The sequence below is a fragment of the Archaeoglobaceae archaeon genome (genome assembly GCA_038734275.1).
In the GTDB taxonomy this organism is placed as follows: Archaea; Halobacteriota; Archaeoglobi; order Archaeoglobales; family Archaeoglobaceae; genus WYZ-LMO2.
In genome coordinates this window covers 69,735-93,227 of record JAVYOO010000008.1, presented here as the reverse complement: position 1 = coordinate 93,227, position 23,493 = coordinate 69,735, and the positions used below count along the sequence as shown (strand labels likewise).

Here is a 23,493-nt window from a genome sequence, read left to right as displayed (position 1 = left end):
CTCAGGGCTGCATTGAGGCAGAGGCCTGAATACATAATAGTGGGTGAGGTTCGTGGCAGAGAAGCCTTAACGCTCTTCCAGGCGATGACGACCGGACATACAACATATTCAACGCTGCACGCTGACAGCGTTAGCGGAGCAATCCACCGCCTTGAAAATCCACCAATTGAAGTGCCGAGAGCGATGCTTGAAGCGCTGAACATAATAAGCATTCAGGCCCAGACTTATGTGAATGATCGCAGGGTGAGAAGGAACATAGAGATTGCTGAGATCGTTGGCCTGGATCCGCACACAAAGATGCTCCGAACTTCGACTGTTTTCCAGTGGGACAGCGTAAAGGATGAGCACGTGATGGTCGGAACTTCCAAAGCTCTGGAAGAGATAAGGAAGCACAGAGGCTGGAGCGTGAAGGAGCTGAGTGAAGAACTGCTCCGCCGTAGGAAAGTGCTGGAGTTCATGGTGAGTCATAATATAAGGGATTTTAGAAAAGTTAGTAATATAATCCACACGTATCAGAACAAGCCTGCTAAAATATTGAAGGAAATAGGGTGGGAGAATGTTTAAGAAGGCAAATTCTCTTACTTATTTAGGATACAAACTGTTCGCGAAGGATATAGAGAAGAACAAGCACAAATATTACGAATTGGATAGAAATCTGAAAAAAGCGATGATTTCAATGCCCCCCGAGATGTATGTGGCAACTGCAAGAATGTTCTCTTTCCTCTTTGGAGTTTCTGGAGCTATACTTGGACTTATAATAGCCTATCTGATAGTGAACTTTATAGGAATTCCACCACTCTTTACGATAGGGATTCCAGAACCCTATGCGACATATTGGATGTTTTATAGAACATTTGTCTATGTAGGGATTTTGTCCATTCTTATAACTCTCGGATTATACTATTTAGGGAATTTAATATTTGCAATTTATCCATCTACAGTCATCAGCGATAGAAAAAACAAAATTGACCGAACTCTGCCCCATGCAATTACCTTCATGCTATCGCTGAGCAGAGGTGGCATGAATTTAGTGCAGATTCTCAAGGCACTTGCAGACAACCACGAAGTTTACGGAGAAGTTTCAAAGGAAGCTTCGAGAATTCTCTGGGAAATAGAGGGGTTGGGAAAGGATTTAAGAACTGCACTCGCAAATGCAATCGAAGTTTCGCCATCTACAAACTTCAGGGATTTTCTCCATGGTCTGATTACTATAATAGACAGTGGCGGAGATATCACAAAGTATTTTGAAGAAAGAGCAGATTTCTACTTTGAAAAGGCCAGACAAGACCAGAAGAGCTTCATAGAATTCTTAGCCCTGATGGCTGAAACCTATGTCACCGCACTCGTTGCCGGTCCGCTCTTTTTGATAATAATTCAGTCAGTCATGTCAGTGATGGGAAGCGCGAACGATGTTGCAATTTTCGCAATAATCTACTTAGTAATCCCGATTGGTTCATTCATGTTTGCAGTAATCATCAAACTAATGACACCATCTTCGGGTGAAAAGGTTCCACAGCTTCGTGAAAGATACATTTACATACCAAAAGCAAAGGATTTGGATATAGAGAAGAGTAAAGACATCCAGAGAAAGGTGAAAACAAGACAATTGATGAAAAAACTCAAGAATCCGATCGCGCTTTTGCGTGAAAATCCGCTTTATACATTTGCTATCTCAATACCGGTAGCTCTAATATTCATAGCATATGGACTACTCACCACACCCTACATAGCTGGGATGGATCCAAAATACTGGTTCTTCAATATAGATGATTATATATTTATTGCAATGATAATAGTGCTTACACCCTTTGTCATATTCTATGAATGGAGCAGAAGAGGGGTCAGAATTTTCATGAGACTTACCCCTATTTTCCTGAACAAATTGGCCTCTGCCAATGAGAGCGGGATGTCAATTTATAGAGCAATTACGATGCTTGCAAAGACAGATACAAGCCCATTGAAGAAAGAAATAAGAAAAATAAAGGCTAATCTTGAATGGGGTGTCAGTCTTGGTGATGCCCTAATAAGATTCGCCAATAGGCTCAGGATATTTGAGGTGTCCAGAACAATTGCTTTACTAAACGAAGCACTGAAATCAAGCGGGAATGTAACGGAAGTTCTAACTACCTCAGCAAAAGACGCGAGTGCAGCAGAACTGCTCCGAAGAGAAAGAGCGACGAGCATGTTCACTTACGTCGTCATAATCTATATTGCATTCTTTGTCTTTATTGGAATCGTCTACATAATTGCCTCAACTTTCCTTTCAACACTCGCTCAGGCAGCTGCACAGGTTCAGGCATCAGGAGGTTCGCAATTCTCAATCCTTAAAAATATCGATGTTGTAACTTACAGAAACGTTTTCATGCACGCAGCAATATTCCAGGGACTTTTTGGTGGCCTTGTAGCAGGAGTAATGGGTGAAGGAAGCATTTCCGCTGGAATGAAACACTCTCTGATAATGGTGCTGATCGCATACGTTGGATTTAGCGTAATGTTTGGATATCAGGTTATTTGATTTTTATTTTTTGTTGCTCATTGTATTGTAGATTATTGTAGAAAAAGATTTTATCGGAAAAGTCTTTATTCGGAAAAAGAAAGCCAAAGAAAGCTTCGAATACCCTTACTTGTGGTTGCCAGTGGAATTTTCCGAGCTTATCGGTTGCAAAGCTGAGATTTATAGAGTTGAAGGGTGGTTTTTCATCAAGGTAGTTGCCAACTCCACACATGGGAAGGAAGCCAAGCGGTAGAGTTAACTTCTTACTCCGTGTGGATAAAAATCTTCTCTCAGAGTTGCGAGAGATTTCTAAAGTTCAAAGTGTCTCCATTTCGGATTTAATCGAGCGGAAAATACTCGAATTGGTAAAAGAGTTTGATACTAAGAAAGGCAAATCTCATATGAGAAATTTTTTCGCATATGAGATATCCAACGAAAATAAAACTCCAAACTCTCCAAACCGAAAATCAAGCCATTCAAAAAATCGAGAATTTAACTACGATCTTTATGAAGTCTCAGATTATCGCAAGAAATGGACTCGCCGGGATTTGAACCCGGGGCCTCCGCCTCGCAAAATCATTTTTGAAAAAACAGGCTCAGAACCCGTTCTATTTTCGTTTTTGAGCTTTTACAAACAATATGAAGGCAGTTTTATAAAGTGGCTTCAAAATAGAGTAAAATCCGGGAAAATAATGGAAAGCACCGCTAAAGACTACATTTCCGCAATAAAGAAATACTCTGGAGACTTAGAAGATGTTTCAACTCCGAATGATCTTGAAGAGATTCTCCTCGAAGCCAATGGAGACAAAATCCACAAGGGATTGAGAAACTTCTTCAACTTCCTTGAGGAGCAGGATGTGGACTTCATCGGAGAATTTCCGTTGAGCAAGTGGAGAAAGAAATGCAAAATCCCAAAATTCGGAGTAAAAGAAGTCTACATAACCGATGAAGAACTCAGAAAAGCTTATTCTGAAATCAAGAGAGAAGAAATAAAACTGATCTTCAAGTTAATGGTTTTCTCTGGAGTAAGGCTAAAGCACATAATAAGAACTCTTAACTCCTTCAATTCCGATGATGTTGTGGTTGTAAACGAGAAAGTCAAGAGATGCTCGGCTTATCGCTCCTCAAGAGGAAGAAAAAAGTCTTACTGGATATATTCTCCCACCATCGTGGAATTCAAAAAGCTTGATATCCACTACGATGTTGCAAGGGATGAAACACAGCTCGGAAGAGTTTCCGCAAGCACAATCCGAAAATGGAACTTCAACTTCCTGATCATGAATGGAGTTCCCGAAAGTGTTGCGGACTTCATTCAGGGAAGAGCCTCCATAACCGTTGGATCCGCTCATTATCTCGCTAAGACCGTTCAAGCGGATAACTGGTATTCTAAGGTTGTGGATGGATTGATCAACACTCTTGAACCGAAAAGCCATTAGGATTTTTATCGGATCTTTTATTTTAAGCTATAATCCACATCTCCGCAGAAAAACGATTAGAGAATATTCATGCAAAGTAGCACCACATTATGGAGCTCAATATAAAGCCCTTTTCTATCCCAATTTTGCCAAAAACTGATTTAGAGAGCTGTTCCAATTATAATGTGAATAAAGCTGTGGAATAATTCACACTAACCTTTCAGATTATATATTACAGTCTGCTCATTTTACCCTTCGTTTTACCCTTGTTCATAGGTCTGTGAACATGTTGAACGATTTTTTGCGTTATCTTACTGTTGAACCTCTGAATGTGTAAGATAACAGTTTTGACCCAAAAACGTTATCATACAGCCATAAGTTAATATAATAAGTTAATATAAGGTGTTTAATAAGGTGTTGGATAAACAGAAATAATATGTTTAAGGAAGCTTGATCAAAATCTCATCCGCGAGCTTCTCCTGAGTGTAGTTGAGGATCATATCGAGCTTACTATGGCGAGTTATCTTCGCTATGATTTGCGGGCTTACTCCACGCTTTGCAAGGTAGCTTATGAACGCATAGCGTAAGCTGTGAGTGTTGAAATCATATCTCCGCTTTGCGAACATGATCACCGCTTCCTTGCTCGGGATTTCCACAATGTGGTTGGCTTTGATCTGCTCGGGGATTATCATCTTCCTGAACTCCTCTTTCCCTCGCTTCTTCCTGACTTTAACCGCAAGCTCTCGCTCTCCTGTGGACTTGAATAGGCTTATCGCCTCTATGGCTTCCGAAATTCTTGAGCCATTGCGGAGCTGAGTTATGAGAATTGCGAGCTTCGTCTTCCTTCGCAAATTCTCCTCTTCCTGATAATCCCTCAGGAGCTTTTTTAAAGTTTTTTCGAAATCAAGCCCTTGATCCCATGTCATACGCTCTTAACTTTTTTATAAATCTTTAATGCAATTTTCGCAAGTTCCAAAGCATTAAGATCGTCGTCTCTCACAGTTATCATCAAGCCATTCCCGTCTTTTCCCCAATTATAATCGATTTCAACCATTTTAACCCTCTTGGTTTCTTCAAACTCTTCTACTTCTCCTTCTTCCTCCATCCTTCTCACCACTTCGTGGACAGAAACGAGAACAGATCCTCGCTTGATGCGGATGGACTATGAGATCCCACATATAGCAATAGACTTCAGTCTTACCCTTAAAGTTGTCATCGGTTTTGATCAGCTTTCCATCGATGCAATCAAGACAGCTCGGCTTTCTCTTTCTTTCCACATGCTTTGACTTCTTTCTGATTGTGATTGCGATCTGAGTATTTTGATCCTTCTTTGGCTCCTCTATCCTGATCTTCGGCTTTGGCTTGAACTTTTGAAGGTAGTTCATAGAATCAACCGATCATCAATTTTCTCGGCATCCTTCACGCAGTAAATCGAATATCGGAACTCTATCCGATACTTGCAATCTCCAAGACCATTACAGATGTAGCAGTCATATTCAGAAACTTTCTTCCCAAGACCAAGATCGATTAGCGTATTCCTCATAGGCTCCTCTTCACTTTCTCGATCTCCACATCCTGATTTGAGAGCTCATCCTCGATTTCTTCGAGTTTTTTGATGATAGTTTTGAGGAGTTCCTTGAGTGTGGAATGATCCTCGTTTTCTTCAAACTCAAGAAGGAGCTTTCTCAGTTTGTTCATGGTTCATCACCTGATAAAATGGGAAAATGGTTCATGCATTCCCCCGCTTCTGATGCATTTTCCACGTGGAATCAATGTTCAGAAATGGGTTCACGTGAAGTGTATAACCATATACTTTTATACCATCTATGACATGCTTAACATCGCTCATGTGGATTCACCCGCTCCTGATGCATTCTCCATATTGGATCCATGTTCAGATATGGGTTCACTTGAAGTTCGAATTTTTGGACGGGCATTCGCTTTTCTGGAAGCCCTTCTCCTTAACCAAGGAGCATCTTTCTTGAAGTCCTTCCAAACTTCAATGAGGTCTTCAAAATCCTTAATATACATCCCAATAATCACAGAACCGAAGTCGAGTTCGAGAGTTTCCGCTTGAACACACATTTTCTTCATCGTATTTGTGATAAAAACCTTTAGCTGAGTCTCTTTTCCGTTGATCACAACATTAGCCAACAATTTCATCACCTTCCTTCTCCTTAAGCTCTCTTGTCCACAAGGCTCCGACTTCTTTCCACGCTTCGCCTTCCTTCACGAAGATTCTGAAAGAAGGTTGCTTATCGTTCTCTCTGCCTTCGTTCTTGAAGATGCAGATCTCTCTCCTTCCCAAAATCCCAAACTCAACATAGCCCGAGAGATACTTTCGGGCTTTTTCCTTAGCCTTTTTCTCACCTTCTCCCATTCAAACCACCTCCAACCAGTTTTTTCCTCTCCTGTGAGAGAGGAGCTTGAATGAATGTGGAATAAACCCAATTCCCGAACTCTTCCACACTGCCTTGAAAGACTGGAAGCAATTGATCAGCGGAAACAAATGGAGAGCTTTTAACGATCTGATTCGTATCATAGCGGAATAGTTTCACGTGATCGCTTTCCTTCTCGATTATGAGGAGAGGAACATCAAGACATTTCGCAATCTTCTTCAAAATAACGCATTGATAGCCTCTAACTCTCAGAACTCCATCGTGAGAACTTTTCTCCTCGAAAATCGCAACTATGCGGTTTCCGACTTCGAGGATCGCATCCACATTGGTGATAACGACAGGAAGCTTCTCAGCCCGATAAGGAGCCAAAGCCTTCCACAACGCAGTTTCTATGAATTCGCCACAATGTGGACACTTCATAACAGATCCTCCAGTTTGCAATCAGGTCTTTCCACAAGATCGGCAGGAGTGAGTCCATGCTTTTCAAGAAAACCACGATACTTTGCCATCGCAATCTTTCGAGCGATCTTGATCTTCTCCTTGGGATGAATGTTCCTATTCCTGAGCTGAGCCATCGCTTTGTGGTATTCTTCTCTGAAAAGCTCCTCGGCTTTCTCCTTTATCGTTTTCAAAGAATCTCTTTTGAAATAATCGGGATTTAATGTTATTATGTATCCAGTTTCTTTAAAAGGAGAATCTTCGTTGCAGTGAGCGACTCGATGCCCTTCTCCTTGTCCGTGATAATGCCTTCTTCTGCAATATTCACAGTAAAAAGACCACTGGACTCCATTTGGTTCTTCTTCAGCTAAGATTACTGGAAACCCATTTTCATAACCTAAAATTGTGGTTTTTGGCTTCATATCCTCACACCACCACAGCTTACTGATACAAAATTGAGAAGATGCGTAAATCCCGCTATTGGAGTGAAGATAACTGCCCTCTTTGCCCTTGTGGTTGCAGTGTAGTAAAGCCTCAACTCCGAATCTACACCGTATTTCAAAACCTCATCCCTTATCGTGGGAGTGAGTGCGTCCGCAACAAAGCAATAATCGCACTCCCTCCCCTTACTCGCATGCATTGTGTCCACGTAAAGGTTCATCGAGCGTGGAGTGATCGGTTCCCTGGCTTTGATTGCGATTTCATAGATTCTCCTGTTCATCGTTTCTGGATCTATCTGATCCACACCGAATTTGCCAAAGAAGTCAAGCGGGAAAATTCCTCTCTTCAAATTGTTCTTTATGGCTTCCTTCTGTTGTTCTGTGAAAATCGGATTAAGATGGTCAAGAAGCCACTCCGCTTCAGCGGTATCAAGAGCATCTTTCTTCGTTTTCAGCTTCGCAAAGACATTCCAAGCGGTGGTAAGTTCTTTATCCCACAGTGATTCGCCTTTCAACTTTCTGAATGGATAGGCTAAATCATACAGAATTTCTTCGACCGCTCTCACCATTCTGTTTGTTCTTAACAGCAGGAAAACCGTTTCATTCCTGTTCTTTACTTTCTCCGCCAAGGATATTGCATTTCTCACCAGAATCTCGAAATTCCATGGCTCAGTGAAAATAACCTTCCCACCGTTGTATGCTGGAACGATTTCCTTGTGTATTCTTTGCTTAACTCCATTGATGAGTTTCATGGCAAAATTGAGAACTTCCGAAGGAACTCTCCAAGACTTGCTTAGTATTATCACTTCATCAGCTTTCAGCTCGAGCAAGAATTCAGCCCTGCAACCACGCCATGCATGGATACACTGATCATCATCCCCATAAACAAATGCGTATGGGATTTTCTCAATCCAGTGGGAAATTATTCCGTATTCAAGCGGAGTGAGATCTTGGAATTCATCGATGAAAATCGCTTTAACTGGTGGAATAAGTTTATTATTGAAAACAACAATAAGCATGTCTTCATAATCGATGATTCCGTTCTTTTCCTTGAACTTTAACCACTCAGCGACAATCCAAAACAAATTTTCATCTTCGATCTTTTCAACGCATTTCCAGACATCACGATAAAGCGAATAATAGCATCCCACAGTTCTGGAATACTGAGCTATTGCCCGATTTCCAAGGGCTTCACTCGCAACCTGATCGGGCTCATAAGGAACTCCAATTTGCTTGAAAAACTTCATTAGCCAACCTTCAACAAAGAATGGGTTGGTAAACGTCTTTCTTGCTCTCTTCTCGAAATTATCATCCCATTCTATCCCGAGTTTTAGACAGACGCCATGAAGCGTGGAGAAATAAGGAGTGATTTTTGATCTTCTAACGAATCCAGTCTTATTGGCAATTTCTTCCACAGCCGAGTTCGAGAAGCTTATAACACAAACATCCTTCGTTTCGAGACCTTCTTTTTTGATTAAGTTGCCCAGATCCTGGATAAGCTTCGTGGTTTTCCCGGTTCCAGGAGCACCAAAGACCTTTACGATCATTGAGCATCACCACCAAGTGAGAAGTCCAGTGGAGAATCATTCTGCTCTGGAGCTTGATTTTCCAGTTTATCCGTTATTATCTGCTCGAGTTTGTCCGAAATTTCCTCACTCTCTTTCAGAATTTCGTTGGGATCCCAATCGATGCCAAAGAAGAACTTAACGAACTCTCTGGTCTTCCCAAGATCAAAAATCCAAAAAGTGTAGAATTTTTTCTTTATTTTTCTGGTCTCAACCCCTCTGAGAATATGTCTGAGCAAAACTCTCAGCTTTCTGTAGCTCGAATCAATTCCAAGATCTTCCAGTTTTTCTTTTAATGTTCTGTTTAAGACCACCATGCTGTCGTTCTCAAGAAAACCCACGAGGGGATGAGAGATGAGCGTGGTATCTTCCTTCACTTTCTCGAAAGGATGCAGTCTCAGGTTTATCAAAACTTCAAGTGCATTTCTTAAAACCACGTATTCCTCACTCAGTGGCTCCTCAAACGATTTAGCGTTCTTTAACCAGTTGAGAACAATTGATTCCAGAAGAGAGACATGAACTGAATCTGGAAATATGGAAAAAACCCGAGCATAAATTTCCGCTATTAATCTCTCGTTTGGTTCAAACGCAAGAGACCCATCTTTGTTCCTCTTAATCTTCCACAGTTTAGCCTTATCGATCTCAAAAAGATTCCCTTTGATTTTGACAAGAAGCTTTCCTTCCTTAGAGAGATCCAAAACCTCCTCAGTATAAGCTAAGAGAGCTGAAAATCCCGATTTAAGTGGACATGCATCCACACAAGCACCAAGAGATTGTGCAAAAGAACAGAAACCCGCATTACTATTCTTAGCCCACTGAATTATGCTAATTAATGTCGCTCCATCAATGCTTATATTATAGTGGTGTATAGCTTCTGAAACCACGTCCGTGGGGGTCTCTTGTTTTATTTGCTAATAGTAAGAATCTAAGTGCATCTGTGGGTTCTTTTTTGAGAAGGAGCTCAAAGCATGGATAGTTTTCAAAAGGTGAGGGATGTTGGACAAGTGAGAGGAGTGAAGCATCTCGATTTCGAAAATTGCATTTTTCGTTTTCGAAATCTCTCACTTGCGTTACTTGTCTAACTTCCCCCTCCTTTTTTATTTGTATCCCTTTAGTGGCTCTATTCTCGGAGAGAAGCCCATAGCTTTTCAATTTTTCAATAATGACCCTTTTCTCTTCATCTGTTATGAACGCGGTATTTTGTGCCTCTCTCCTGGCTAATTCCTCACAGTCTACAATGTTTAAAAGCATTGCGGAGAGTGATAGCCATCTACCACCAACGTTGTGGCGGAAGCAATACCATGAGGAGCCATCCTCTGAGATTGCAAAGTTTCTTCCAGTGTGCTCACTCCCATGTGTGGGATGCTCTCCTTGGAGACTATTATCTCCCACTCCTTTGTGGAGTTTTCCTAAAGCCTCGGGTTTAAGAGCCTTCAAAACTTCAATGCATGAGATCTCCGAGCTTTCCCCGCTTCTTTCTGCCGTCTCAACAAGTGTTTTATTTACTCCCAAAAGCTCCGCATAGAAACGATTGAGAAACTCATCGTTCTGCCTAATCTCCTTTGGTGTGGACTCAATCCACCAGCCTGTGATAGTCAGAAACCTCTTTTCCTTGTAAATCTCCACTTTAAGATCATCGTTCCTGATGTTCCGTGGAATCGAGCCTTTAAGCCAAATTCTAACTCCCTTTCCAGAAGGAGTTATCTCTGCATAGCTATTTGCCTCTTGTAGTATTCTTTCAACCCATGGATTCAGCTTTCCATCCTCGATGCAGTCGTCAATATCTATCGCCACAAGGTTAAGCTCTGGAGCGAGAACGAAGCCGATTCCGATGTTTAGCTTCCTTGCATAGCCCAACGCTTCGAGAAAGCTCACGTGAGTTTTTGGATCGGTATAACTGCATCCTATCGGTCTCCCTTCCTGCGTGGTTTTCAGCTCTCCATTGCTTAGCCATGGAGCGACTGGGATCTTATCGAGCTTTCCGTTTGCCATGTAAGGAGCCCAGCAGATCCAGTGTGGGATTTTCTTTAGCTCCTCGGGAATGTTCTCCTCTCTGATCTCCGTGGGATTCATGGCTCATCATCTCCATCGATTTTTACAGGATCCAGGACGATCTTGCCACTTTCAACGTAAACCGCAAATCTATAACCGTGGAATAGCCTCCTGAATAGGCTCGGAACGTAGATCTTTCCATGGTTGTCGAACTTGTAGAGTTTTGGCTCAGAATCGAAAGCTTTTTCAGCTCTTCGCTCCTTGATTTTACCAGAAATCAAACGTCTTTCGGTTTGTTTGGTTGTTGTCGTGGTGGACGTCATTTTTAACTCACCTCCTGAGAAGAAGGGTTATCGGATTCAGTTGTGATTTTGAAATTTTGCTCTTTTAATGGTGAAATTAAAAGTCCGTTATTAGAAATTCGTATTTCTGCAAACTCGTTAAAGTATTTTTCGACTTCTCTTGGGATTCTGATTACTTTTTCTATTTTCCCCGATCCAGACCTCATTTTTCGAACTTTAAATATCCAAACAGCTTCCATCTTAAACTCACCTTTGTCGTTTTTTGTATCATACCTTAAGATAAGATACGTTAGAAGAGTATATATATCTTTCGGTCTGAATTATGATATGGGTGAAGATCCACAATATATAAAAGGAAAAATATTAAGGGCAATTCAAGGAGGAAAGAAACATTTCAAAGAAATTCTGGATGAAACAAAATTCTCAGCAAACACAATAACGAAATACACGAGAGAGCTTGAGAGAGATGGTTTAATTATTATCGAATTCGACCGAAATATTATGAAACTGGTCTACAAACTCAACAAAGCTAAGACGGACGAGATCAACAAACTCATTGAAGCTTATCTTAAATCCGAAGAAGAGCAACTTGAAAAAAGTTTTATAGCTCTTGCAAAGTCTGATCCAGAAAAAGCCCGAAATGTGATAAAAAGATTGCAGTCTTTCCTTGGGAAAGAAATTTTCGAAGATGAGGATTCTGGAAAGTAAAAAGTCAATTAAGGGAACGAAAGTCATTTATGAGATTTCCACAAACGAAGGTAATTTAAAAATCGAATTTTATCCGAACGAAAGGCTCGAAACCCTTTGTGAAATCAATCCTGTGGAAAGAAAAGGTTATTATCATCCTGAATTTGTTTCGCTTGAAGACAGCTATCCATTCCTTCATGAAATCTACCATTTAGATGAGAGATTTGTTATCGAAATCCAGACTTTAAACGATTTGCAATCTCTCCTCGATTTGAGGATCCACAAAATCAGAAGAAGAAAAGAGGAGGATCGAATTGTCTTCAGCTCAACTGGAAGATTTGGTTCGATTATCAACGCTCAGCATCTCCAGAATCTAATCGAAGATTTGTTCATAGATTATTTCTTGGTTAAAAGCGGAATTTCTACCTCGGAGGAGATCAGAAAAATCAGAGAATCGGGAATGGTCGATCCACCAAAGATCGGTCGTGGAATATTTTCTGTAGCCATAGCGGATGTTTTTGGATTCTTTTCGAGAGTTTATGAAAGGAAAGTCCTCGAAAAACCACTTATTTTGAATTTTTCAGGTGTTTCCTCGGAAATACTTGAAGAAGTTGAGGAGAGATTAATAAGAGTCATTGATGAGAGGATAAAAGGAGCCGATAACCTCGACGAGCTGGATAAATTGGTTTCTGCTCTTTTTAATCTAAGCTTAGGTTATTTTTCCCTATTCTCCTTCATTGATGGTGCTCCTCTGAACCGAGACTTTTTCACTTTACACCTTGGATAATTCCACAAAACTTAAGTTTGAGTTGCCAACTATGTCTTTATGGAACTTGTGGGAAAAGTCGTTATTCGAAAAAAGAAAGCTAAAGAGGGCTTCGAATACCCTTATTTGCGGTTGCCAGTGGAATTTTCCGAACTAATAGGACGTGAAGCGGAGATTTACCGTGATAAAGAGTGGTTTTTCATACACATAGTTGCCAACCGAGTTGCCAACCCATATGAGATATCCAACGAGAATAAAATTCCAGAGCCTCCAAAACGAAAATCAATCCATTCAAAAAATCGAGAATTTAACTACGATATTTATGAAGTCTCAGATTACCACAAGAAATGGACTCGTCGGGATTTGAACCCGAGGCCTCCGCCTCGCAAAGGCGGCGCTCTACCGCTGAGCTACGAGCCCGTGGTTAATTTGGATTCTTGAAGATAAAGTTTACGCTTTCATTGAAACGCCACAAATTTTCACTTTAAGGCTGACGATATTATGTCCGCGATTTTTTCGGGAGAAAGTCTATTCGTGTTTATTATTAGATCGTAGATTCTCCAGTCATCGAGGTCTATACTATAGAATTTCTGATACCTTCTCCTTTCGATCTCTTCTCTTAACTTTGTCTCTCTTTTAACCGTTGAGAAATCCTTACTCTCCCGCTTTGCAATCCTACTGTATCTCACTTCAGGATCTGCAAAGAGGTAAACTCTAAGATCTGCATCTTTTATCATCCAGCCCGACAATCTTCCCTCAACAATTGCATCTCTCTCCTTTTCAGCCATCTCTTTTTGAAGTCTGTCAATTAAAACGTCGATCTCAGGATTTGATTCGGCAAATTTACTAAAATCCTCGATGCTCATCCCCTTTTCAAATGCCAAATTTCTGAATATCTCTCCTGCAGATATTAGTTTTATTTTAAGCTTTTCACTCAAAATTTTTGCAACCGTAGTTTTTCCACTCCCCGGAGGTCCAGAAATCGTTATCTTCACACGCCCACCTTCATAAGCTTCTTAATCATCTGACTGATTGTTATCGAACAGAGCATATACCAAAGAATCCACCACGGAAATATACCTATCATCTCGCCAACATGGATCGAACCCCAGAATGGAGTCGTAACGTAAAAGAGAGAATTATCCAAGCTGTTAAAAATTTCGGTTGTGGTGCCAAACTTTACATTCTGATAACTCAGATAAGCTTTTTCCCACAACCATGCCCAGATTGGGATTGAGACAAGAAAAGTATATGACATTGGCTTGAATTGCATGCTCATAAGTTCACTCTGGAGCATCTTCATCTCATCGCTTTTCTTCTCCAATTGCTTTAATTTGAACTGATTTTTCTGTTTTACTGCCTCTAAATACTCCTTCTGATATTCAGATATCTTAGTCTGGAGTTCTTTTAGTCTTTTGTAGTTAACGGTGTATTTCTGGATGAGATTTGAGTATAGGCCTGTTAGGATCGCCATAATTAAGACCGTTACGTAGAACTTAAAGCCGGATAGCGGAAATAAAACCCTTTCGACGATTAAAGCCAATGCCACTCTGAATTCATAGCTAAAAATAAGTCCAAAAAAGATTAAAAACCCGAGAATTGCTACCAGTCTCGAAATAAATCTTTTCATCACTCCTCCCCAAGGACTCTACGTAGTATTGGATGCATCTCGGTTATCTGCTGCCTTGCAAGATCCTCGTAGAACCGATATGCAATACTAACAGCCAGTAGTAGCCCTGTTCCGCTAACATTTCCTATGGTCCCAAGCATGTTTGATACAAGAGTCAGAATTCCAATTAATGCACCACCAATTATGGTTACTTTTGGAATGTATCTCTCGAAGAGCTTTTCCAGCACAACAGGAGACTTCCTAAAGCCGGGAATCTGCATTCCCGATCTCGCTATCTGATTTGCTACTGTTTTTGCATCCATTCCCGTAGTCTGAACCCAAAATACCGCAAATATTATGCCTCCCGCGATGAGAATTAGCGCGTCAATCAGAAGATGCAGATAAATCGCCCAGTCAGGAATTGCTGCGAAAGCTGCCCCCCTACTTCTCACAAGCTCTGGAACCCAGTCGTAGGGGCTGTTTATTGGAGACAAATAGAACATCAGCCCACTTACAGGATGTCCATCAACGAACTCGCCAAGGACTGTAATTCCCCTCGCATGCAAAATTTGTCCGATCATAATCAAATTTGCCTGCAAAGCACGAACGAAGATCATTGGTAAAACGCTCGCATAGATTAGCTTTATTGGAAATCTTCCTCTTGCACCTCTAACCATTGCGTGGGCTATAGGTATTTCAACCCTTGTTCCCTCGAAGAAAACAACCAAGAGAATTATAACTGCTGTCGTGACAAGGGCGAGTATCCCTCCTTCAAGTAAAAGCATTATAATTCCGCTACCGCTCAATAACTGTTCGAGAGAATAATTTTGGGCAAAGTAAATCCATCTTGGAATTATTCCCGCTGGCAAAACACTCCCAGGGGGAACAATCCAGTTAAATAAACCAACTACTATCGCCTGTGCAATTCCAGCGAGGATGAAAAGGCTTACACCACTCCCAATTCCCCACTTCGATACAACTTCGTCCATGTAAACAATCAAAACGCCACCAATGAACAACTGGATGAAGATCAAGGACGCTATGAAGCTTGGTGACACTCCAAGTTTTTCAGCTAAATCTAAATCGGGTAGCAGTAGCCCCGCCCATATCTGTGGAAGAGCTTCAACTGCAATCATTATAAAAACTAAAAAACGCTGAAACTCTTGATAGGCAGCTCTATCATCCGGATTCGTAAGGTCGAGCTTTATTATCCCCGCCCCAACCAACAACTGCAAAATGATCGAAGCAGTTACAATGGGGCCAATCCCAAGAGCTAAAATAGACCCCGTAGCTCCTGCGAACAGTGCTCTGTATGCCTGAAAAATGTCTATGGAATCTTTGGAAAGGCCAAAAACAGGAACATTACAAAGAATGAAATATAATAGCAGAATGACTGAAGTCCACATGAATTTCTGTCTAAAATGCACGTGTCCTTTTGGCCTTTCTACACTCGGTATTCTCTCCAAATAAGGCTTAAGGCTCCTGATCAGGGAGTCCATTCTACACTACCCCGCCGCCTACAGCCTTTAGCTTCTCCAATGCCTTTGGAGTTGCAAATTCTACCTTCACATCTATCGGCTTTTTAACTTCTCCTGCGCCAAGGATTTTGGAATAGCCAAGAACACCGAGATCAATGTAAAACTTATCTCCTTTTTTCTCCGCCAATCCCAATGCAACCAATTTTTCTATTATCTTTGAAAGATCACCAACATTTAACTCTGGGCGAGAGTAAAGGAATTTATATGTCCCCTCATCGAGTTTTCCTTGCTCCCTGAGCGTTCTAAGAGTCTCTTTAACTTTCCTTTCTTGGCTTATTTCCTTTACAACTGCGCTTGGCCTCGTAAAACCATGCTTTCCAAACTCGTAAAGACCAAGTCTTTCGAGTTTAAGAAACTTGAGATACTTGTGCTTGTGAACCCCAGCGTTACCTCTTCCTCCTCTGTGTCCTGCTCCTCTTCTTTTCTTGTGACTCCCTCCTCCACACGTTCGAGAACCTCTGAATTTCTTAACCTTTAACTTTGGCATATTATTCACCTCATTCTATAAAGTAAGTCTTTTATATCTTTGTGGTACCCGAGATCTCCTCTTGGATAGTGCCATTTTATATTTTTCAGCCCCTTTCTCGGAGGATGCAATCTAAAAACTGGCTTTAGCCCGGGAATGTCTGATAACTTTGCTTTTCCCTCAACAACAGCTTTTGCAAATTCTTCTATACCCGAGTATCCTGTTTTTTCTTTAACATATTCATCAGTCAAACGTTTGTTTCCCTCAAGTCTTCCACGGCTTCTTAAAAGCAAGGCCAAGATTTCATGATCGATCTCACCAAATGCTACGTAGTCTTTCACTACCTGAAGCATTCCGCGATAGGAAGGCGTATCTGGGATTATAACGCAATTATATCTTCTGTGAAGTCTCAATAGTCTAAGGGTTTCACTAATTTTCTTATGAACGTCTACTGTCCCTCTTAGCCTAACGACTGCTAGCATAATTCCACCTCTTAACAAGACAAGTTTTCTTTAGAGCATCAAAAGTTGCCATGGCAAAGTTCAAAGTGGTTCTCGTCTCTCCAGAGGTTATTGACCATACGTCTTTAACACCTGCAAGCTCTATAACCCTCTTAGCCACGTCTGCAGCAACAACTCCGAGACCCTTGGGCCCAGGGATCAGAGTAACCTTTACACTCCCACACTCTCCAGAAACCCTAAAGGGAACTGAATGAGCGGTTCCACATCCACATTCCCAAGAACCACATCCTCTCATTACTCCGAAAATGTTTATCTTGGCATTTTCTATTGCTTTTTGGATTGCTGGTGCTACCTGGGATGCTTTGCCTGTTCCTATGCCAACATAGCCGTTTCTGTTACCTACAACTGCAGTTACTCTAAACTTCGTCCTTCGTCCGCTGTCCGTAACTCTTTGAACCATCGAAATCTCGAGAATGTCCTCTTCGAGATCTGGAAGCAGGACATCAACGATTTCTGGCTCCTTTATTGGCAGACCACTCGAAAGTGCATCCTCCATTGTTTTTATCTTCCCTTCAGCTACAAGCTTACCCAGTCTGGTTTTAGGAATCCATTCGGTCATTCTACCACCATTATCTTCTTCTTTACTTCCTCAAAATGAGCAGGTAATTCTGAAGGGCTTAAACCACGCCTCTCGTATTCGCCAAATCTTTCCGGGCTCATTTCATAGAGTTTTGCGATGTGTTCTCCTCGAATCCTTGATTCGTCGGGCAAAATCTCCTCATCGTGTGGAATTTCAAGCCCCGCGTCAACTGCACCCTTCAAAGCTGCAAAAACTCTTGCACCTTTAATGGGTGATCTTAAACCGATGTCCAAGATAGCTTCCTTTATTCCAGCCTCTAATGCTTTTTTCCCTGCAAGCAAGCCAGTCAAATATGCTGCAGGTGTGTTGTTAAGATCTCCTTTCCAGCCGTATTCTCTAAGCTTTTCTGAAGTAACACAAACCAAGACTTTATCTCCATCCGGGCTATAACTTATGAATTGAGCTATTACCCTCTGATTTGTGATCCTTACAACGAATCTGACTTTCTTCGACATCAAAAGCTTTAATCTCCTTCTGTAATTTGTAAGTCCCTCTCTTCTTCTCCTCAACGGAACCTTGAATCTCGGTCCCCTCGCCATTTTCTCACCTTTTTATTTCCTCCACATATGCATTGAGATGTGCAACACTCCTAAATTCACCGCCTTTAGCCTTTCTGTAGAGCAATCTATACGTCTTTTTGTCAATTTGCCCGTTTCTCTTTAATTCTTTTAGTCTTCTTCTTATCGCTCGTATCCTAATAATCCAAAGTCTCTTTCTGGGCATTCTTGCAGTCTTCTTTCCCTTTCTACTTCCATAGCCAGATCTCCTGCCCTTTCTTTTCTTGAGTCTCAATTGGTTTATTCTTGCTCTGCAGATACCTTTAACTGCCTTCTTTTTTATAACTCCTTTTTCTATAAGTTCTCTTATGTCCTCTTTCGTGGAAGCAGTGGATATCTCTTCAAGCGCATCAGGATCGAACCAGATCCTGTGCTGACCACACTTGAGCACTTCTGCTGCAAGTCTTCTTTGAATTTTCAGATTCATAACATCACCTTGAGGGATTTAGTATTTTCAATCCCATTTCATTTGCCTTTTTTTCAATTTCCAGTCTTTTTCTGAGCCCTACACAACTTGCAATCCTTACTGCCTGCCTTTTTGGATCCAGTTTTTCCAGATCCTTTGGATTGTAAACAAGAACGTCCTCATAACCGCTGGGATGCAATCCACGAACCGCTGTTGGGGACTTGAATCCAACCTTTACCCTTTTTCTTCCTGACCACTTGCCACCATATTCGAGACGCATTGCATTGTCCAGGCCTCTTGGCTTCCTCCAACTTTTTCTTCTAAGCTTTAGCTTTCGATCCCAGCAGTATCTTCTGAATTCGGGTTTTCTTGATTTTAATCTCCTTCTGAGCCTTAAAAGTGCCTTCATTTGGATCACCTTATGGTTTCTTTACGATGTAAATTCCATCCTGAAATACCCTGCGGTCCTTATTACGGATTTTTGTCGCCCTTTCGAGGTTCGCCGCAGTTAGCCCACACTCCTCTATATCAACTCCCTTTACAGTTATCTCCTGACCTTTTATCTCCACTTTTGCCCTTCCCACTATCTTTGCTCTCCTTGGTGAAGTCTCTCCGAGAAAGTTTTCTATTATAACTTCATCTCCTGAAACTCTGAGTTTAACAGGAAAATGAGCATAAACAGCCTTTAATTTATACTCAAAACCTTCTTTAACTCCCTTGATGAGATTGTTAATGTGCGCAGTGTAGGTGCCAACAACTGCTCTGTATTTCGACTTGTTAACCGGGGTGTAAATCCTTATTCCATCGCTGGTCTTCTCGATAAACACATCTCTGAACTTCAGGAACTTGCTATTTTCTCCCAATGGACCTTTTGCTCTTACAATGTATCCCTTAATGGGGTCACCTTCGATCTGAATCTCAATCCCATCAGGGATCTTGATCAATGAGGAGTATTCAGTAGACATAAGCAAGTAGGACACCCCCCAAACCCATTTCTCTCGCCTCAACCTGACTCATAACCCCCTTTGTAGTTGAAACGATAAGAATTCCAAAGCCTCTGGCCGGTAGGAATCTTCTTTCATAGAATTCGTATTCAGTTGCTTTTGATGAAAATCTTGGCCTAATAGCACCGCAGTTGTTTATATTCCCGGTAAGCTCGACAACGTATTTACCTCCAACGTTTTCTTTAACAAATTCGAAGCTTTTTATGTATCCATGGTTTTTAAGAACTCTAAGAACGTTGCCTATTAGTTTAGAAGCTGGTCTTATCTCGCAGACCCTCTTTCCAACCATTTCAGCGTTTTTTATTGCAATCATCGCAGCAGATAAGGTGTCAACCGCCATAGCGATCACCAAAACTTCTTAAATCCAAGGTCCATTGCAGTCTCTCTAAAGCATTGCCTGCAGAGGTAAATGCCGTATTTTCTCACCAAGCCTCTCTTTCTGCCACATCTCTTACACTGATTAGCCCCGCGACCGAATTTTTTCGTTCTAGTTTTGGTCATTCCACTACCACCCCTAAACTTTCAAGCCATCGAATGGTGTCTTCTTTCGTTATTCTATGAGAACTACCAACTTTACTGTTCCTTATTCTTCTTTCAGCAACCCTATATCCTCTTCTCTTTAGGACGACACAAACGTCCATTCCAAAAACACCAATATCTGGATCGTATTCCACTCCGGGAAGATCTATATGCTCTGCAATGCCAAATGAAAAATTACCCGCATTTATCGATCTTTTACTTAGCTTCATTTCCTTGACCTTCAAAGCCTTCTTGAGAAATTCCATCGCTTTTTCTCCTCTTAAGGTAACCTTAAGCCCTATCTTCTCTTTCTTTCTTATTCCAAAATTCTTGATTGTCTTTTTTGCGATGGTCGTTGCGGGTTTCTGAGAAACTAAGGTTGAGAGCATTTTTTCAGCCTTCTGAAGCCTCTCACCGCTTTCGCCAACTCCTATATTTATGACTACTTTCTCAAGCAATATTTCTCTCATTGGATTTTCTTTCTTTGCAACTTCTAGCATAATTACACCCCTAAATCAATTACGGGTTTGTCACTGCCCTTTTTACCAACCACAAATACGTAGTCTTCAATCGTAGTTATCTCACCCACTGGTGTCTCTACTGTTACTAAGTTCGATCCGGAACCCCTGACAATCTTGTAGCTCTTAACTCTTCCAATTTCACCTGCATGAGTTCCACCAATGATCATTATCATTGCCCCTTCTTCAAATTTCAAGTGATCGAGAATTTGCTTTTCAGGAATTTTAAGCAGAATGCTATCTTTCGTTTTGTATTCATTTGTTCCAAGAATATTGGAGCCATCAAAGAGATTCAGCTGTATTTTTCCGCCCTTAACAACCGTCTTATTTGTGATCTTGTAGAGCTTTCTATCACTATCCTCAATTTCTTTCAAGACATACCTGCCTTTTTCGTCAAAGAGCACCCTATAGCTCTGATCAAGCTTGAGTATGCTTACAACATCAAATAATCCAACAGGGAATCTGTAGTCTCGCCTAACAACCCCATCTACAAGAACTTCACCGGCAGAAATTATCTTACGGGCCTCTCTTGCCGTATCTGCAAGTTGCAGAAGATCTCTAAGAACTACTGCAAGAGGAATTGCAGTTTTATCATGCGGCCCTGGTGATACCCTTATTACCCATTTTCCGGCCTTTCTTGGTATTTTGTAAGTTTTTGGTGCAGAAAGTCTCTTTTGATGCATCTCATCACCTCTCCAAGATCCTCTTTCTTACGTCGTCAATTTCACCAAAGCTTATGATCATCACGTTTGAAGGATGAATCGGAACCGGAACTTCTGTTCCGTTTACCTTTGTTGTCGTTACACCATCAACTATTATTCTGCAGTTTTTCATGTCAACTTCAAGCACCTTTCCCTCATGGCCGGCGAAATCACCACGCATAACCCTTACTTTGTCTCCCTTACAAACCCTTGCGGACCTCTTCTTGTATTTTTCCCTGAGCTCTTCTGAAAGTGTCGCATGTAGCAATTTATGCCTTTGATGGAGCTTCGAAGTTTTATAAATCCATCTCCTCTGTTTTCTTGGCTGCATAACCATCACACTATGGTTGTAGCAATTGTTGCTATCTTAGCAAACCTTTCTGCAGCCTCCCTGGCAACAGGGCCCCTGATTTCTGTGCCCTTGGGCTCACCTTTTTCGTTAACGAGAACAGCAGCATTGTCTTCGAATTTTATTCTATCGCCATTCGGCCTTCTGAACTCTTTTCTTTGTCTTATTATAACCGCATAGTGCACCTGTTTTCTTATTTCAGGCAGTCCTTTTTTAACGCTCACAACAACCATGTCACCTACACCAGCAGCAGGATACCTCCTTCGAACACCCTTGTAACCAATTACGGAGATTATCTGAACCTCTCTTGCACCACTGTTGTCAGCACAAACAAGCATAGCCCCAGTGGGTAAAGCTCTCGGGATTTTTGCTTTTAATGCCTTCATTTGATCACCTCTAAAATTACAAAACTTTTAGTCTTACTTATGGGTCTGCACTCGCCAATTCGAACAACATCTCCGGGCTTTGCTCTTATGCAGTCCGGATTATGAGCATGAAGTCTTGAACGCTTTCTCATATAACGTTCGTATTTCGGAACGTATTTTATAAGCTCCCTTTCAACTACAGCAGTTTTTCCGTATACTTTAATTACTTTACCACTTAAAATCTGCCCTCTTATCGGCAGAGTTCCATGAAACGGGCACCTTTCATCGTTGCAGGTTCCTTCAGGCGGTTTAACCTCTATGCCAATATTTCTCATAATACTACCCCCTTTGCTCTTTTTATTAGCATCAATCCTCTCATTATCCTCTCTTCGGGCTTAAATGCCGTAAGATCTCCTTTCACTCTCACCACTCTCTCCCCATACCACACTCTAAAGCTTCTACTCTTTTTTGCGACGATTTTTAAACCTTTTTCAGTCATAATTTTGAATGTCTTTTCAGTTTCATCCACAACTTCGCCCCTGATACCTACTTCACACCTATTTGGGCTTTCAATTACTTCCACTCTTAACCCAATCCAGTCTCTCGCAATTAGTTCTGCAAGCTTCACTTTCCGCATAGCATCTTCAACCTTGCAATGTCTCGTCTTATTTGCCTTATTCTTCCCGGATTTTTGACCGCCCCTCCACTTCTAACCAGTGTCCGAAGCTTAAGCAATTCAATTTCCAGCTCCTTCAGCTTTTTCTCCATCTCCTCTTTGCTCATTTCCCTTATTTCCCTCATTTTCATTCGAAACACCTCTTATCTCAAACTCATCCGGAAGCTTAACATCGGGAGGAATTATCCGCACAGTAACTCCGAGAACACCAAGTTTCTTTACTGCTATATCAAAACCCTTTCTGACAGCGGTGTAAGCAGGATCGCCGGTGTGAACTATGGTCCCGGCAAGGAATTTTTCTTTCCTCGCCCTCTCGCTTACGAGCTTTCCACCAATTTCAATTTCGCATCCCTTTGCTCCTGCTTCCATGATCCTGTAAAGGAACCTATATCCTGCCCTGCGGAAATACCAGCCCCTTTCAAGGGCTCTTGCAAGTAAAGAAGCCATTAACTGAGCATTGAATTCCGGTTTTTCGACTTCATCAACGCTAACCTGAGGATTATCAAGTCCAAATTCCTTTAGCTTTTCCGTGATCATCTTTATCCTCCTTCCTCCTTTTCCAATTACGATTCCCGGACGTTCCACGAAAAGAGTTACTTGAGTTCCAAGCGGTGTTCGGAGTATGTCGATTCCACCAAACCCAGCACTTTTGACCTCTTCTTTAATCCACTCCTTTACCATCATCTTTTTGACTTTGTCTTGAACGAACTTTCTCTCAACCGCCATCATCTCACCTCGGCTACAAATTCAACAGTAGTCAGCTGTTTTACTTTTGGAACCGCTCTTCCAAAAGCTCTTGGAACGTATCTCTTTATCGCTCTACCCTTCTTAGCCTGTGCATGAACAATTGTCAGCTCCTCTGGCTTCAGACCCTTATACTCTGCATTTGCCTTTAAGTTGTTTAGGACTTTAAGAATCTCTTTTGCCGTTTTCTGGGGGTACCTTCCCGCATACCAGCCGGGAATGTTTTTATGAGCGACTTTCTTCTTGTGCTTTTTCATGGGCACAGGAACCTTGAGTTCAATTACATTTTCTAAAAACTTTATCGCCTGGGGCACCTTCTTTCCCTTTAAAGCTCTGCAGATTTCCATTGCTTTTTTAAAGCTCATGGGTACTTCGTATCCCATCGCTCTAACAGCTTTTGTTTCATCTTGGGGCTGGTAGGAGTATTTTATTCTTGCCATAC

At 41.4% G+C, this 23,493-nt stretch carries 40 protein-coding genes and 1 tRNA gene; 5 read left to right on the top strand and 36 right to left on the bottom strand.

Features of this window, described 5'->3' with window-relative positions; genetic code table 11:
* From QXI54_08400 to QXI54_08390, 3 genes are all read left to right on the top strand, one after another.
* A partial coding sequence (locus QXI54_08400; GenBank protein MEM0303170.1) for an ATPase, T2SS/T4P/T4SS family occupies positions 1 to 564 on the top strand: 564 nt, incomplete at its 5' end.
* Positions 557 to 2,515 (top strand): type II secretion system F family protein, encoded by a 1,959-nt coding sequence (locus QXI54_08395; GenBank protein MEM0303169.1) that lies wholly within the window; start codon positions 557 to 559, stop codon positions 2,513 to 2,515. The genes QXI54_08400 and QXI54_08395, both read left to right, overlap by 8 nt.
* 380 nt (positions 2,516 to 2,895) lie before the next feature.
* Positions 2,896 to 3,930, top strand: a complete 1,035-nt coding sequence (locus QXI54_08390; protein MEM0303168.1) for an integrase — start codon at positions 2,896 to 2,898, stop codon at positions 3,928 to 3,930.
* A 419-nt stretch (positions 3,931 to 4,349) separates the two neighbouring features.
* Here QXI54_08390 and QXI54_08385 read toward each other — a convergent pair whose 3' ends face one another.
* The 14 genes from QXI54_08385 to QXI54_08320 all read right to left on the bottom strand — a co-directional run bounded on the left by QXI54_08385 (position 4,350) and on the right by QXI54_08320 (position 11,284).
* Positions 4,350 to 4,835, bottom strand: coding sequence for a hypothetical protein (locus QXI54_08385; GenBank protein MEM0303167.1), 486 nt, complete (start codon positions 4,833 to 4,835; stop codon positions 4,350 to 4,352).
* Positions 4,832 to 5,014 carry a hypothetical protein gene (locus tag QXI54_08380; GenBank protein MEM0303166.1) on the bottom strand — a complete coding sequence of 61 codons (183 nt, stop codon included), beginning with the start codon at positions 5,012 to 5,014 and terminating at the stop codon, positions 4,832 to 4,834. Before QXI54_08380 ends, QXI54_08385 begins: the two co-directional genes overlap by 4 nt.
* Complete coding sequence (locus QXI54_08375) at positions 4,983 to 5,294, bottom strand: hypothetical protein (GenBank protein ID MEM0303165.1); 312 nt, start codon at positions 5,292 to 5,294, stop codon at positions 4,983 to 4,985. The genes QXI54_08380 and QXI54_08375 overlap by 32 nt, the downstream gene beginning before the upstream one ends.
* Entirely contained in the window at positions 5,291 to 5,452 is a 162-nt protein-coding gene (locus QXI54_08370) for a hypothetical protein (protein MEM0303164.1), read from the bottom strand. Before QXI54_08370 ends, QXI54_08375 begins: the two co-directional genes overlap by 4 nt.
* The gene (locus tag QXI54_08365; GenBank protein ID MEM0303163.1) at positions 5,449 to 5,607 is read right to left on the bottom strand and encodes a hypothetical protein; all 159 of its coding nucleotides are present in this window, start codon (positions 5,605 to 5,607) and stop codon (positions 5,449 to 5,451) included. The genes QXI54_08370 and QXI54_08365 overlap by 4 nt, the downstream gene beginning before the upstream one ends.
* A 147-nt stretch (positions 5,608 to 5,754) precedes the next feature.
* Positions 5,755 to 6,072 (bottom strand): hypothetical protein, encoded by a 318-nt coding sequence (locus QXI54_08360; GenBank protein ID MEM0303162.1) that lies wholly within the window; start codon positions 6,070 to 6,072, stop codon positions 5,755 to 5,757.
* Entirely contained in the window at positions 6,056 to 6,289 is a 234-nt protein-coding gene (locus tag QXI54_08355; GenBank protein MEM0303161.1) for a DUF736 family protein, read from the bottom strand. The genes QXI54_08360 and QXI54_08355 overlap by 17 nt, the downstream gene beginning before the upstream one ends.
* The gene (locus tag QXI54_08350; protein MEM0303160.1) at positions 6,276 to 6,728 is read right to left on the bottom strand and encodes a hypothetical protein; all 453 of its coding nucleotides are present in this window, start codon (positions 6,726 to 6,728) and stop codon (positions 6,276 to 6,278) included. Before QXI54_08350 ends, QXI54_08355 begins: the two co-directional genes overlap by 14 nt.
* Positions 6,725 to 7,168 (bottom strand): hypothetical protein, encoded by a 444-nt coding sequence (locus QXI54_08345; GenBank protein ID MEM0303159.1) that lies wholly within the window; start codon positions 7,166 to 7,168, stop codon positions 6,725 to 6,727. Before QXI54_08345 ends, QXI54_08350 begins: the two co-directional genes overlap by 4 nt.
* Positions 7,165 to 8,733, bottom strand: a complete 1,569-nt coding sequence (locus tag QXI54_08340) for an ATP-dependent helicase (protein ID MEM0303158.1) — start codon at positions 8,731 to 8,733, stop codon at positions 7,165 to 7,167. Before QXI54_08340 ends, QXI54_08345 begins: the two co-directional genes overlap by 4 nt.
* On the bottom strand, positions 8,730 to 9,509 hold the full coding sequence (locus QXI54_08335) for a hypothetical protein (GenBank protein ID MEM0303157.1): 780 nt from the start codon (positions 9,507 to 9,509) through the stop codon (positions 8,730 to 8,732). The genes QXI54_08340 and QXI54_08335 overlap by 4 nt, the downstream gene beginning before the upstream one ends.
* Positions 9,510 to 9,606: 97 nt before the next feature.
* Positions 9,607 to 10,824 carry a hypothetical protein gene (locus QXI54_08330; GenBank protein MEM0303156.1) on the bottom strand — a complete coding sequence of 406 codons (1,218 nt, stop codon included), beginning with the start codon at positions 10,822 to 10,824 and terminating at the stop codon, positions 9,607 to 9,609.
* The gene (locus QXI54_08325) at positions 10,821 to 11,066 is read right to left on the bottom strand and encodes a hypothetical protein (protein MEM0303155.1); all 246 of its coding nucleotides are present in this window, start codon (positions 11,064 to 11,066) and stop codon (positions 10,821 to 10,823) included. Before QXI54_08325 ends, QXI54_08330 begins: the two co-directional genes overlap by 4 nt.
* Before the next feature lie 2 nt (positions 11,067 to 11,068).
* Positions 11,069 to 11,284 (bottom strand): hypothetical protein, encoded by a 216-nt coding sequence (locus QXI54_08320; protein ID MEM0303154.1) that lies wholly within the window; start codon positions 11,282 to 11,284, stop codon positions 11,069 to 11,071.
* An 88-nt stretch (positions 11,285 to 11,372) separates the two neighbouring features.
* On the opposite strand from QXI54_08320, the gene QXI54_08315 reads away from it, so the two are divergent.
* Both QXI54_08315 and QXI54_08310 read left to right on the top strand, forming a co-directional pair.
* Positions 11,373 to 11,753, top strand: a complete 381-nt coding sequence (locus QXI54_08315; GenBank protein ID MEM0303153.1) for a winged helix-turn-helix transcriptional regulator — start codon at positions 11,373 to 11,375, stop codon at positions 11,751 to 11,753.
* Positions 11,734 to 12,519, top strand: a complete 786-nt coding sequence (locus tag QXI54_08310; protein MEM0303152.1) for a hypothetical protein — start codon at positions 11,734 to 11,736, stop codon at positions 12,517 to 12,519. Before QXI54_08315 ends, QXI54_08310 begins: the two co-directional genes overlap by 20 nt.
* Positions 12,520 to 12,846: 327 nt before the next feature.
* On the opposite strand, the gene QXI54_08305 is transcribed toward QXI54_08310, so the two are convergent.
* The 22 genes from QXI54_08305 to QXI54_08200 all read right to left on the bottom strand — a co-directional run bounded on the left by QXI54_08305 (position 12,847) and on the right by QXI54_08200 (position 23,491).
* Positions 12,847 to 12,918, bottom strand: a tRNA-Ala gene (locus QXI54_08305).
* 59 nt (positions 12,919 to 12,977) lie between these two features.
* The gene (locus tag QXI54_08300) at positions 12,978 to 13,493 is read right to left on the bottom strand and encodes an AAA family ATPase (protein MEM0303151.1); all 516 of its coding nucleotides are present in this window, start codon (positions 13,491 to 13,493) and stop codon (positions 12,978 to 12,980) included.
* Complete coding sequence (locus QXI54_08295; protein MEM0303150.1) at positions 13,490 to 14,128, bottom strand: EMC3/TMCO1 family protein; 639 nt, start codon at positions 14,126 to 14,128, stop codon at positions 13,490 to 13,492. The genes QXI54_08300 and QXI54_08295 overlap by 4 nt, the downstream gene beginning before the upstream one ends.
* Positions 14,128 to 15,606, bottom strand: coding sequence for a preprotein translocase subunit SecY (gene secY / locus QXI54_08290; GenBank protein MEM0303149.1), 1,479 nt, complete (start codon positions 15,604 to 15,606; stop codon positions 14,128 to 14,130). Before secY ends, QXI54_08295 begins: the two co-directional genes overlap by 1 nt.
* Position 15,607: 1 nt before the next feature.
* Positions 15,608 to 16,132, bottom strand: a complete 525-nt coding sequence (locus tag QXI54_08285; protein MEM0303148.1) for an uL15 family ribosomal protein — start codon at positions 16,130 to 16,132, stop codon at positions 15,608 to 15,610.
* 5 nt (positions 16,133 to 16,137) lie between these two features.
* The gene (rpmD, locus tag QXI54_08280) at positions 16,138 to 16,593 is read right to left on the bottom strand and encodes a 50S ribosomal protein L30 (GenBank protein MEM0303147.1); all 456 of its coding nucleotides are present in this window, start codon (positions 16,591 to 16,593) and stop codon (positions 16,138 to 16,140) included.
* On the bottom strand, positions 16,577 to 17,191 hold the full coding sequence (rpsE, locus tag QXI54_08275) for a 30S ribosomal protein S5 (protein MEM0303146.1): 615 nt from the start codon (positions 17,189 to 17,191) through the stop codon (positions 16,577 to 16,579). The genes rpmD and rpsE overlap by 17 nt, the downstream gene beginning before the upstream one ends.
* The gene (locus QXI54_08270; GenBank protein ID MEM0303145.1) at positions 17,188 to 17,751 is read right to left on the bottom strand and encodes a 50S ribosomal protein L18; all 564 of its coding nucleotides are present in this window, start codon (positions 17,749 to 17,751) and stop codon (positions 17,188 to 17,190) included. Before QXI54_08270 ends, rpsE begins: the two co-directional genes overlap by 4 nt.
* 4 nt (positions 17,752 to 17,755) lie before the next feature.
* Positions 17,756 to 18,196 (bottom strand): 50S ribosomal protein L19e, encoded by a 441-nt coding sequence (locus tag QXI54_08265; protein ID MEM0303144.1) that lies wholly within the window; start codon positions 18,194 to 18,196, stop codon positions 17,756 to 17,758.
* 4 nt (positions 18,197 to 18,200) lie between these two features.
* Complete coding sequence (locus QXI54_08260; protein MEM0303143.1) at positions 18,201 to 18,584, bottom strand: 50S ribosomal protein L32e; 384 nt, start codon at positions 18,582 to 18,584, stop codon at positions 18,201 to 18,203.
* 10 nt (positions 18,585 to 18,594) lie between these two features.
* Complete coding sequence (locus QXI54_08255; protein ID MEM0303142.1) at positions 18,595 to 19,140, bottom strand: 50S ribosomal protein L6; 546 nt, start codon at positions 19,138 to 19,140, stop codon at positions 18,595 to 18,597.
* Complete coding sequence (locus QXI54_08250) at positions 19,130 to 19,519, bottom strand: 30S ribosomal protein S8 (protein MEM0303141.1); 390 nt, start codon at positions 19,517 to 19,519, stop codon at positions 19,130 to 19,132. Before QXI54_08250 ends, QXI54_08255 begins: the two co-directional genes overlap by 11 nt.
* 5 nt (positions 19,520 to 19,524) lie before the next feature.
* Entirely contained in the window at positions 19,525 to 19,680 is a 156-nt protein-coding gene (locus QXI54_08245; protein MEM0303140.1) for a 30S ribosomal protein S14, read from the bottom strand.
* A complete protein-coding gene (locus QXI54_08240; protein ID MEM0303139.1) occupies positions 19,677 to 20,198 on the bottom strand; it encodes a 50S ribosomal protein L5 in 522 nt (173 codons plus the stop codon). Before QXI54_08240 ends, QXI54_08245 begins: the two co-directional genes overlap by 4 nt.
* Before the next feature lie 2 nt (positions 20,199 to 20,200).
* Complete coding sequence (locus QXI54_08235) at positions 20,201 to 20,899, bottom strand: 30S ribosomal protein S4e (protein MEM0303138.1); 699 nt, start codon at positions 20,897 to 20,899, stop codon at positions 20,201 to 20,203.
* 4 nt (positions 20,900 to 20,903) lie between these two features.
* Complete coding sequence (gene rplX, locus QXI54_08230) at positions 20,904 to 21,248, bottom strand: 50S ribosomal protein L24 (protein MEM0303137.1); 345 nt, start codon at positions 21,246 to 21,248, stop codon at positions 20,904 to 20,906.
* Between the two features lie 5 nt (positions 21,249 to 21,253).
* Entirely contained in the window at positions 21,254 to 21,652 is a 399-nt protein-coding gene (locus QXI54_08225) for a 50S ribosomal protein L14 (GenBank protein ID MEM0303136.1), read from the bottom strand.
* Complete coding sequence (locus QXI54_08220; GenBank protein ID MEM0303135.1) at positions 21,649 to 21,966, bottom strand: 30S ribosomal protein S17; 318 nt, start codon at positions 21,964 to 21,966, stop codon at positions 21,649 to 21,651. Before QXI54_08220 ends, QXI54_08225 begins: the two co-directional genes overlap by 4 nt.
* On the bottom strand, positions 21,963 to 22,268 hold the full coding sequence (locus tag QXI54_08215; protein MEM0303134.1) for a ribonuclease P protein subunit: 306 nt from the start codon (positions 22,266 to 22,268) through the stop codon (positions 21,963 to 21,965). Before QXI54_08215 ends, QXI54_08220 begins: the two co-directional genes overlap by 4 nt.
* The gene (gene rpmC / locus QXI54_08210) at positions 22,256 to 22,399 is read right to left on the bottom strand and encodes a 50S ribosomal protein L29 (protein ID MEM0303133.1); all 144 of its coding nucleotides are present in this window, start codon (positions 22,397 to 22,399) and stop codon (positions 22,256 to 22,258) included. Before rpmC ends, QXI54_08215 begins: the two co-directional genes overlap by 13 nt.
* Positions 22,368 to 23,033, bottom strand: a complete 666-nt coding sequence (locus QXI54_08205) for a 30S ribosomal protein S3 (protein ID MEM0303132.1) — start codon at positions 23,031 to 23,033, stop codon at positions 22,368 to 22,370. The genes rpmC and QXI54_08205 overlap by 32 nt, the downstream gene beginning before the upstream one ends.
* The gene (locus QXI54_08200) at positions 23,033 to 23,491 is read right to left on the bottom strand and encodes a 50S ribosomal protein L22 (GenBank protein MEM0303131.1); all 459 of its coding nucleotides are present in this window, start codon (positions 23,489 to 23,491) and stop codon (positions 23,033 to 23,035) included. Before QXI54_08200 ends, QXI54_08205 begins: the two co-directional genes overlap by 1 nt.
* Between the last annotated feature and the right edge of the window lie 2 nt (positions 23,492 to 23,493).